General features: G+C 58.4%; 3 protein-coding genes and 2 pseudogenes. 4 read left to right on the forward strand and 1 reads right to left on the reverse strand.

Annotated features, from left to right (window positions below):
* The 4 genes and pseudogenes from ACXJ5O_RS21230 to ACXJ5O_RS21245 all read left to right on the forward strand — a co-directional run.
* Nucleotides 1–190 (forward strand): annotated as a pseudogene (locus tag ACXJ5O_RS21230) (homoserine dehydrogenase); the annotation flags it as partial.
* A 38-nt stretch (nt 191–228) separates the two neighbouring features.
* Nucleotides 229–1,266, forward strand: coding sequence for a thiamine pyrophosphate-dependent dehydrogenase E1 component subunit alpha (locus ACXJ5O_RS21235; protein ID WP_457301621.1), 1,038 nt, complete (start codon nt 229–231; stop codon nt 1,264–1,266).
* Nucleotides 1,266–2,264 (forward strand): alpha-ketoacid dehydrogenase subunit beta, encoded by a 999-nt coding sequence (locus ACXJ5O_RS21240; RefSeq protein ID WP_457301622.1) that lies wholly within the window; start codon nt 1,266–1,268, stop codon nt 2,262–2,264. Before ACXJ5O_RS21235 ends, ACXJ5O_RS21240 begins: the two co-directional genes overlap by 1 nt.
* 3 nt (nt 2,265–2,267) lie before the next feature.
* The gene (locus tag ACXJ5O_RS21245) at nt 2,268–3,593 is read left to right on the forward strand and encodes an acetoin dehydrogenase dihydrolipoyllysine-residue acetyltransferase subunit (protein WP_457301623.1); all 1,326 of its coding nucleotides are present in this window, start codon (nt 2,268–2,270) and stop codon (nt 3,591–3,593) included.
* Here ACXJ5O_RS21245 and ACXJ5O_RS21250 read toward each other — a convergent pair.
* Nucleotides 3,574–3,791 (reverse strand): annotated as a pseudogene (locus tag ACXJ5O_RS21250) (hypothetical protein); the annotation flags it as partial. The gene ACXJ5O_RS21245 and the pseudogene ACXJ5O_RS21250 sit on opposite strands and share 20 nt — an antisense overlap.

Genomic DNA, 3,791 nt, shown 5'->3' on the forward strand with positions numbered 1-3,791 from the left:
CGCGTGGATCATGACGGCGGGCGAAGCACGCGTCGCCGGCGCCATCCCTTGCGGCCTTTTGCAGGGCGGCAGCGTCACGAAAGCCATCAGGAAGGGCGAACTCATCACCAGCGCCAACGCCGCCCCCGCGCAAGGCTCCAGGATCGTTGAACTCCGCGCCCGCCAGGACAAATTGGTTTATGGCGCGTGAGCCTCGAAAGCATCTAGAATCAGACAGGGAGTGCCGACATGGCATCCGCCAGAAATTCAAACGCCAAGCGCCATGACGATGGTAGCAACCTTCCCTTCGCGTTTCGGCACTATCCGCCTGAACTGCTGAAGGGAGCACTGCGCAAGATGTATCTGATACGGCGCTTCGAAGAGGGTGCAGAGGAGTCCTATACGCGCGGCCTCATCCACGGCACCATGCACCTGTCCATTGGTCAGGAAGCGAGTGCGGTCGGCATTTCCATGCCGCTCGCCGAAGATGACATGATCACCTCGACACATCGCGGTCATGGTCACTGCATCGCCAAGGGCGCGGAAGTCTCGAAAATGTTCGCCGAGTTCTTCGGCAAGGAAACCGGATACTGCAAGGGCCGTGGTGGCTCCATGCATATCGCCGATGTCTCCAAGGGCAATCTCGGTGCGAATGGCATCGTCGGTGGCGGTATCCCTATTGCCGTTGGTGCCGCTCTGTCCGCAAAAAAACAGAAGAACGGCAAGGTTGTCATCTCCTATTTCGGCGACGGCGCCAACAATGAGGGTGCGTTTCACGAAGCGCTCAACATGGCTTCAATCTGGAAGCTGCCGGTGGTTTTCGTCTGCGAGAACAATGGTTATGGCATGTCGACATCAACCAGGCGTTCAACGGCTGTTGCGAACGTTGCTGATCGCGCAGTCGCCTATAACATGCCGGGCGTTGTCGTCGACGGCAACAATCTTTCCGATGTCGCCGAAGCCTCGCACGCTGCGGTGGAACGGGCGCGCCGGGGTGAGGGGCCAACCCTCATCGAGTGCAAGACCTATCGTCATCGCGGTCATTCGAAGAGTGACCGCAACCGCTACCGGACAAAGGAAGAGATCGAGGACTGGATCAGCAATCGCGATCCGATCCATCTGTTCGAAGATCAGCTGAAGGAATTCGGTTTCGTCAACGATGCCGACATCGAAGCGATCCGGACAAGCGCCGAGGCGGAGATTGCCGAGGCGATCGAATTCGCCAAGAACAGCCCATCGCCTACTCTCGATAATCTGACACGCGACGTTTACACGGTTGAAATTTAATGGACGAGATAATCCGCGAACTGAGCTATTCGCAGGCAATCCAGGAAGCCATGGCCGTTGCCATGGAGGCCGATGACCGCGTGTTTCTGATGGGCGAGGATATCGGCGTCTACGGCGGCGCTTTTCAGGTGACCGGTGATCTTGTGCATCGTTTCGGTGAAGATCGGGTGATGGATACGCCCATCTCCGAGCTTGGCGGTGCGGGCGTTGCCGTCGGTGCGGCCTTGACCGGAATGCGGCCGATCTTTGAGTTCCAGTTTTCGGATTTCGCCGCGCTTGCAATGGAACAGATCGTCAATCAGGCGGCCAAGATTCGCTATATGCTCGGCGGTGCTGTCTCGGTGCCTCTGGTGATGCGCTTTCCCGCCGGCTCCGGTACAGGCGCCGCGGCGCAACACAGCCAAAGCCTTGAAGCGTGGTTTGGTCACGTACCTGGCCTGAAGGTTATTCAACCGTCGACGCCGTATGATGCCAAAGGCATGTTGCTCGCGGCCATCGAAGACCCGGATCCCGTTATGATTTTCGAGCACAAGCTGCTCTACAAGATGAAGGGTCACGTTCCGGAAGGACACTATACCGTGCCGATCGGCAAGGCTGCTGTCGTGCGCGAAGGAACCGATCTGACCATCGTTGCTTCGGCCATTATGGTGCACAAGGCACTGGAAGCGGCGCGTGAGCTCGAAAAAGAAGGCATCAATGTCGAGGTCGTCGATTTGCGCACCGTGCGTCCGATGGACAAGGAAACCATCATCGCCAGTGTCAAAAAAACGTCGAAGCTGATGTGCGTCTATGAAGGCGTGAAAACGCTTGGCATCGGAGCAGAAGTCAGCGCGATGATCGCCGAAAGCGAGGCCTTCGATTATCTCGATGCGCCGATCGTGCGCCTTGGTGGCGCGGAGACGCCGATACCCTATAATCCCGAGCTCGAGAAGGCGACGGTGCCGCAAGTGCCCGGTATTCTGAAGAGCGCTCGCGATCTCGTTAAAGGGATTCGTTGAATCATGCCCGTCGAGGTGATCCTGCCCAAGGTCGATATGGATATGGAAAGTGGCCAGATTTCGCGCTGGTACGCAAAGGACGGCGACGCTGTCACCAAAGGGCAGGTGCTGTTCGAAATCGAAACTGACAAGGCCGCCATGGAAGTGGATGCACCGTCTTCGGGCATTTTGCGCAATGTCACGGCGGCGGAGGGCACGACAGTTCCTGTGGGCCAGGCGGTAGCGTGGATATTTGCCGAAGGTGAGGCCTACGTGACTGCGGCACCAACAAACACTGCAGATGCACCGGCAGCTGTTGCGCCAGCGGCAAAGCCGGCGGCTGTATCAAAAGAAACCGCGCCTGCAACGACGGCAACGACCGCTGACAAAACTGACGGCGTTCGTGCAACGCCTCTGGCTCGGCGCGTTGCCAAGGAAGCTGGCATTGATCTGACGTCGGTTTCAGGGTCTGGACCCAAGGGACGCATCCAGAAGAAAGATGTCGAAATTGCCACCCCGCAGGGTGCGGCGGTCGCGAAGCCAGTCGTGCAGGTTCGCGAACCTGCCGTTCAAGCCGGTGCTCCGCTACACGCGGCATGGTTGCGTGAAGGCAAAAATTCGGCGTTGGCGCCGCTTGTCCTGATTCATGGCTTCGGCTCCGATCTCAACAGCTGGAGACCGATGCTGGGCGGTGGCACGTTGGACAATCCGATCCTTGCCATCGACCTGCCGGGCCATGGCGCATCGCCGCACACCATTCCAGATGATCTGCATGCGATTGCCGAATTGGTGGAACAAACCGTTGCTGCCTATCACACTGGACCAATAATCCTGGTCGCGCACTCGTTTGGCGGCGCGGTCGCAACCGAAGTGGCTGCCCGCGGCCATCTCGACATTCGTGCACTGGTCCTGATCGCATCGGCCGGGCTTGGACCTGAAATCAATGGTGCGTTTCTTTCAGGATTCGTCCGGGCTCGCACCGAGCCGAGCCTCGTCGCGTGGATGAAGCAGCTGGTTCAGGATGAAAGTCTTTTGACCAAGCCATTTATCAGCGCAACGCTGGCTCAATCGCAAAATGTGGCTTTGCGCGACGCACAGCAGCTCGTTGCCGACCGTTTTTTCGCTGACGGAACGCAGGTCATCGATGTCAGGTCGACCCTTGCCAACCTGACCCTTCCGGTCCGTGTGATTTTCGGAGCAGCTGATCGGGTTATCCCCGCGACACACGCCACCGGATTGCCGGGTGAGATCGCTGTGCATCTCTTTGCCGGGACCGGACATATGCCGCAGCTCGAACAGCGTGAAAAGATCATGCGGATACTGACAGAGGTCAGCCGTTCGGTAGCGTAACGCTTGGTTTCGGCGAAACGAGCGTGCGCTGAATGGCACTGCGAGCCGAAGCCAGATTGGGCATGATCCAGTTGGGTTCCGCGCCGAGGAATTTATCGAGAAAGGCAATCGCTTGATCTGGAATCTCGCGGACGTTCTCGCGGTACGACCACCATGTGCGCAGATCGTCCGCGCATGCGTCGATCTTCGGAGCGATAC

It is taken from the genome of Phyllobacterium sp. P5_D12, assembly GCF_054049495.1.